Genomic DNA, 6757 nt, shown 5'->3' with positions numbered 1-6757 from the left:
ACTCAACCAACCACCAGCAAGAGGAGACCAAGCAGTAACACCGATATCAAAAGTACGAGACATTGGTAAAAGTTCCCTTTCCGGGGTGCGCTGAATTAAACTATATTCGATTTGCAAACCAACAAATTGAGTCCATCCCCTTAATTCTGCCAAGGTATTACATTGAGCAACAACCCAAGCAGGTGCATCGGAAATACCGATATATAATACTTTTCCTGCTCTGACTAAATCGTCAAATGCTCGCATTACTTCCTCAGCAGGGGTCATAAAATCCCAAATGTGCAACCATAACAGATCGATATAGTCAGTATTTAGACGTTTGAGACTAGCTTCTACCGACTGCACCATATTTTTACGTTGGTTTCCACCACCATTAGGATTCTTATCTCCCAAACCGTTAGTGTATTTGGTTGCTAAAACAACAGCATCTCTTTCGGAAGCAATAAATTCACCAAGAAATTTTTCACTGGTGCCATTAGTATAAACATTAGCAGTATCAATAAAATTGGCGCCTGCCTCGCGAAAAGAATCGTAAATTGTTTTACTTTCTTGTTGAGAGGAACCCCAACCCCAGTCGTCGCCAAAAGTCATTGTACCTAAACAAAGTTCCGATACTCTTAAGCCGCTTTTTCCTAATAATTTGTATTGCATTTTGTGTTTTGCTCCTGAATAATGTAACCATTGTAATCTAATTTATTCTAGCCAGATCATTCAATTTATTTTTCTTTTTATTCCCAGTCAGTTTACCTATTTTTTTCATATATGCAGCATTGAGTTTGCTAGCTTCACTTTTTGTTAACCATGCACAGTTGCTTGGAAAAAATCCCTGACTTTTATCGAGTCTAGTAAAAGCCATACCTTGCTCGGGTGGATTTCCAACATCTCGAAAAAAATGATTGAAGTCACGCCAGTTTTCATCAATAGTAATATCAGGTATGTATTCTTTTGAGTTGGGATTTAATGCTCCATGAATTATTCTACTCCATGCTTTATAAGCCTTTGTTTTGATTAAGCTTTGTCCTGGTTTTGCTGTTTTTTTTACATCTACTCTACCTGTATGAATTCTTTTTTCCGCTGCTGCGATCGAAATATTTCTTGATTTTGCTAAGTATTCAGCAGCTTTTTTAACACTTTCAAAACAGATATTATCTATCGTAGTAGGTTTCTTATGAGAACCACCACTAACCCCTCCTTTAGATATATTATATCCGTATGGTACTAAAGTATTTAATTCCTCGATCCATTTACGTTCTTTAACTTCTAAATCTTTTTTTGTTGTGCCTTTATCAATAGCTTTAATCTCAAAAGCATCTTCTCCATATTCTCTGAGAGCAGTGTGCAAAGACTCACCACTCTTTATGTAATTAGCTCTTGCTTGCTGAACATGATATTCCCAACGACGCTCTAATTTTTGAACTGTTAACCCAACATATTTTTTATCAGTTACCTTATTAGTTATTAAATATATTAATCCTTGAGCATATCCAGGATTAGGTATTCTTTGAAAAGCTTCTTCTGGTGTCATTCCCTCTTTTATCCATCTTTTGATAGTTCTACTACTAGCTTGAGGTTGCAAAATCCTGATAGCTTCCTCTAAATTGGGATAAGTTTCACCAAAAACAGTTACTTGATTAATTTCACGAGTATTTCTAACAAAACCTTCTGCAAATATTTTTTCTTCAGGTAATCCTGCTTCTCGTCTTTTTAAAGCTCTATAATAATTTACATTTTTTTCATTGCATAACTTTTTAAAAGAGTTTTCTTTCTGTTTTTCAATAGAACATTTTGGACACTTTGTACCCTTCAGATGGTTGCTAGGAGTTTGAAAAAAATCACCATGTATTGAACATATAATTTTTCCCTTAGTGCTGGAATTTATATATTCAAACTTACTGTAATCATAAGTATCTCCATGAATTTCTTGAGCGCGTTTAATAAATTTTTGAGTTAGTTCTTTTTGACTTTTTATTGTCCCTCTATCTTCAATGGAACCTGATAATTTCCGAGATTGACATATAGAACATCCTGTATAACCTCTCATGTGATTTCTAGGTTCTTGTAAAAAGTTTTTACCATGTTCAACACATAAAATTTCTACCATTTCACCAGCAGGAGGAAGCGTATTAAAAAGAGAATAATCATAGCGATCGCCAAAATGCTTTTGTGACCTTTTAACAAATTCCTCTTTTGTTATTTTTTGAGACTCAAAATAACATTTACGACATCCAACACCATTTTTATGATGACCTGGTGTAATCTCAAATAATCCATGCTTAGGACATATGACTTTGATTTTAGTTGATGTGTTTATATACTCCACTTTAGAGTAGTCATAATAATCACCATGAACTTTAATAAATTCAGATAATATTTCTTCCTTTGTTTTCTTTTTTGCCATAAATTTTATATCCATTGTTCTGATTGAGGATGATATATAAATATCAAATTAAATCAGACTATCTCATCATCAACTACCCTAAATTTTTCCCTATCATAGACTGAACTAAACCAGGGAATAAGCGATAAATTTCTGTTGCTAAAACAGCCGGACCTACTACTACTTCTGACTGCTTATTTTTAACAACATTCCAGACAGCTTCAGCGATATCTTTTGGCTGACTAACAAAATTAGATTCTAAAGCCAAATTCATTTGTTGGCGACTAGCTTCTACTCCCGAATTATCTCCACCTCGAAACTGCGCTCTTTCCAGAAAATCGCTATTAATAACCCCTGGTTGTACGGAACTAACATTAATTCCTTTTGACTGTAATTCCAAACGTAAAGTATCAGTTAATCCAGTAACTGCATATTTACTAGCACAATAAGCAGTCATTTTTGGCAAAGGCATTTTTCCTCCAAAGGAACCAACGTTAATAATTGTGCCAGATTTTCTTGACAAAAAATGTGGTAATAAAGCTTTAATTGTATTCACATAACCGAAAAAATTGACATCCATTAACTGTTGAAAATCTTCTAAAGTTGTATGTTCCATTGCACCAGTCAGACAGATACCAGCATTATTAACTAATACATCAATTTTTTCATAGAATTCTATGGCTTTTTGCACCAAATATTCTACTTGTTTAGCATCAGTAACATCAGTAGGAATAGCTAAAGCAGATTTACCAATTTCTCTAATTTCATTTGCTGTTGCTGCTAATCTATCTAACTTTCTAGCAGCTAAGACAACGTTATATCCTTTTCTCGCAAATAAAAGTGCTGTTTCTCTACCACAACCTTGAGAAGCACCAGTAATTAAAACAGTTGGCAGCATAATTTTTTGGAGAATATTCAAAATTTTAGATTTGTGATAATTAGTGTAACGCAATTCTCAGGTAAAATAAAGTAACCCATGAAAAATGTTCAGGGTAATTATACCATTTCTCATGCATGAATGCTATATCTAACTGAGTGGGGAAGTGTGGGGAGTGTGGGGGGTTGGGGAAGAAGTAAAACTAGAAATAATCAATACTAAACGATTAATAATTGTCAAAAAAATACTTTAAACCTTGGTAACTATTTGACTTTTGAAATATAGCTGAAGCGTAGCATTACTTTTAGTAATTGGTATTATATTTAGATAGTTAATGAACCTTCTTTATTTAGACATTTCCATAAAATCAAGAAACCTCTTCTCGCACCGAAAAATTTGTATCTGTAGTCTCCTCTTTTAAGAGGATAAAAAAAGAAGATTCGGTATTTCAAGCTTTTTGCTTCAGCTAGAGATACTGATAACTGAAATTACCTATCTAGGAAGGTGCCATGGAACCTCCCTACATTTTTTTCACACCTCTAATTTCACCCAGAGGTACTGATAATTAATAGCTGATAACTGATAACTGATAACTGAGAATTACTCATCCTTTAACTTAATTTTTCCTCTCATTCTTGCCACAACTTGTAAGTCAACACTTTGATCAGTCTCATCAACAATTTCACCAGTTAATTCTTCCAACACATCCTCCAAAGTTACCACTCCCGACATTCCCCCATATTCATCTAAAACAACCATCAAATGTTGACGATATTTTTGAAATTCTTTCAATAATAAATCAACTCTTAATGTATCTGGAATAAATCTAACATCTCGCATAAAATCAACAATTTTTTGATTGTCTTTTCCCTCAATCATAGCCTTAAGTAATTCATGTTTTAAAACCAAACCAAGTACATCATCAATAGAATCTCCAATCACAATAATTCGGCTATGCTGAGAATTAATAATATCTGACTTTACCTCAACTAGAGTTGAATTACTATCTAAATAAGTAGTCGCTATTCGAGGCGTCATAATATCCCATGCACTTTTATCATTTAGCCGAAATACTCTTCTAATCATTTCAGCTTCATCACCTTCAATAACTCCCTCTTTATATCCTATTCTCGTCAAAAACATGATTTCTGCTTCATTAGTAGTAGGTAATTTTTTTCCTTGAGTAAAAGGTGATGTAATTTTTTCCATAAACCAGACTATGGGAGTAAATATAAAAGTTAATCCTTGTACAGGTAAAGCTATAGTTAAGGCAAATCTCATCGCATAGCGTTCCCCTAAAGTTTTCGGAATAATTTCGCCAAAAATTATTACTAAAAATGTCAAAAGAGCAGAAAAAACTCCTAACCAAGCATTCCCTAAAACTGAAGCTGCAATATTACCAATTAAGATACTGCCAACAATATTAAAAATGTTATTAATAATCACAACAGTAGCAATGGGGCGGTTAATTTTTTTCTTAATTCCCCACAGTGCTAATGCTGTTGTTTTTTTAGACTGTGCTAACTGTTGTACTTTAATAGGAGAAACTGAAAGTAAAGCTGTTTCAGTAGCAGAACAAAGGGCAGAACCTATGAGAATAATTAAAACTATAATAGTTAGCCTTAGCATACTCAACTAATAATGGGATAAACTTAATCATACCATTTTTTATTGACTTATGAAACCTTCTAACTGGTTAATTATATTAGTTCTAACTATCGGTGTTTTGGCAATATCTACTGGTGCAATATTAATCAGGTTGGCAAGTCTATCTGCAGGAATAAGTGGGATAGGATTTAGTCTTGTCATAGCTGCCTCGCGGGTGGCGATCGCCTCTTTATTATTAGTACCAACATGGTCAAAAATTCAGTGGCAAAATCTCCAACCAGGGGCAATAGTCTATGCAGGAGCAGCGGGAGTTTGCCTCGCCGCTCATTTTCCTCTTTGGATTACTTCTTTATCTTACACTTCGATCGCAGCTTCTACTACCCTCGTCACAACTAACCCCATCTGGGTAGCTTTGTTGTCATGGTGGTGGTTTAAGGAAAGACTTTCTCGCCGGACAGTTATTGGTATAGTAGTAGCTATGACTGGAGGACTAACGATCGGTTTAGCAGATATTAGTGGTACAACTACTGGTAGTAACCCATTCCTCGGAAATTTTTTAGCCCTCATGGGAGCTTGGACAGCTAGTTTATATATGCTTCTGGGACGTGAAGCTCAAAGCAAGGGGTTTGGTATTGGGGGCTATATTGTGGTAGTCTATGGTGTAGCTGCAATTGTATTATTGCCTATTCCCTTGTTTTCGGGTGTTGGCTACTTTGGTTATTCTGGTTTAGTCTATTTTTATTTATTATTAATGGCGTTAGTGCCTCAATTAATAGGACATACAAGTTTTAATTGGGCAGTGCGTTGGGTTTCTCCTACTTTGGTTACTTTGGCAATTTTATTTGAACCTGTTGGAGCTAGTTTTTTGGGTTATTTATTGTTTGGTGAAGTGCCTTCTCTAATTGTTTTATTGGGAGCTGTTATTTTATTAGTTGGAGTAGCTGTTGCTGCCCTGGGTTCTCAACAAAAATAGATTGATAGTGTCATTTCAGTTATCAGTTATCAGTTATCAGTTATCAGTTATCAATACCTCCGACTCAACTAGGAGGCTTGAAATACTGAGTTAAATATTTTTTTCATCTCCTTTTGGACCTGATTTTTTGGTAGGGTTATTAATTTTTGTGTTTTGCTAAAAAAAACTTAGATTAATCCCTACACTATTCTGTCAAAAATCCTATTTTGCTTCTGGAATAATCTGTTGATTTGGGAAAGTTAGACTCTTCAGAAGTTTAACTATAAACTGTTCTAAAAATTGAATAGTTACTCTCATGCTAGAACGCTGAATTGAGAATTCAGAATTCAAAATTATCAATTCAGAAGTTAAATTTTTGCTGTGATAAATTTGAGAGGAGCGAGAATTTCCTCAACTCCCTGAAGACTGCTTTAGTTCTTTATGTTTTGCTGAAAAAAAATTTAGACTAATCCCTACACTATTCTGTCAAAAATCCTATTTTGTTTCTGGAATAATCTGTTGATTTGGGAAAGTTAGACTCTTAAGAAGTTTAACTATAAACTGTTCTACAAATTGAATAGTTACTCTCATGCTAGAACGCTGAATTGAGAATTTAACTTCTGAATCTAGAATTGAGAAGTTAAATTCTTGCTGTGATAAATTTGATAGGTTCGAGAATTTCCTCAACTCCCTGAAGACTGCTTTAGTTCTTGATGTTTTGCTGAAAAAAAACTTAGACTAATCCCTACACTATTCTGTCAAAAATCCTATTTTGTTTCTGGAATAATCTGTTGATTTGGGAAAGTTAGACTCTTAAGAAGTTTAACTATAAACTGTTCTACAAATTGAATAGTTACTCTCATGCTAGAACGCTGAATTGAGAATTTAACTTCTGAATCTAGAATTGAGAAGTTAAATTCTTGCTGTGATAAATTTGAGAGGA

At 34.2% G+C, this 6757-nt stretch carries 5 protein-coding genes; 1 reads left to right on the top strand and 4 read right to left on the bottom strand.

Annotated features, from left to right (window positions below; genetic code table 11):
* The 4 genes from F6K40_RS37725 to F6K40_RS37710 form a co-directional block, all read right to left on the bottom strand.
* Positions 1 to 651 (bottom strand): aldo/keto reductase (locus F6K40_RS37725; RefSeq protein WP_293144604.1); only part of this gene is annotated, 651 nt, incomplete at its 3' end.
* A gap of 37 nt (positions 652 to 688) precedes the next feature.
* Entirely contained in the window at positions 689 to 2398 is a 1710-nt protein-coding gene (locus tag F6K40_RS37720; protein ID WP_293144601.1) for a GIY-YIG nuclease family protein, read from the bottom strand.
* A gap of 73 nt (positions 2399 to 2471) precedes the next feature.
* Positions 2472 to 3275, bottom strand: a complete 804-nt coding sequence (locus F6K40_RS37715) for an SDR family oxidoreductase (protein WP_293144598.1) — start codon at positions 3273 to 3275, stop codon at positions 2472 to 2474.
* A 579-nt stretch (positions 3276 to 3854) separates the two neighbouring features.
* A complete protein-coding gene (locus F6K40_RS37710) occupies positions 3855 to 4883 on the bottom strand; it encodes a hemolysin family protein (protein WP_293144596.1) in 1029 nt (342 codons plus the stop codon).
* Positions 4884 to 4932: 49 nt separating this feature from the next.
* Between F6K40_RS37710 and F6K40_RS37705 the strand changes: the two genes are divergently transcribed.
* On the top strand, positions 4933 to 5835 hold the full coding sequence (locus F6K40_RS37705) for a DMT family transporter (protein ID WP_293144593.1): 903 nt from the start codon (positions 4933 to 4935) through the stop codon (positions 5833 to 5835).
* The last annotated feature ends 922 nt before the right edge of the window (positions 5836 to 6757 follow it).

It is taken from the genome of Okeania sp. SIO3I5, from assembly GCF_010672085.1.
GTDB lineage: Bacteria > Cyanobacteriota > Cyanobacteriia > Cyanobacteriales > Microcoleaceae > Trichodesmium.
This window is presented reverse-complemented; position numbering and strand designations above follow the sequence as displayed.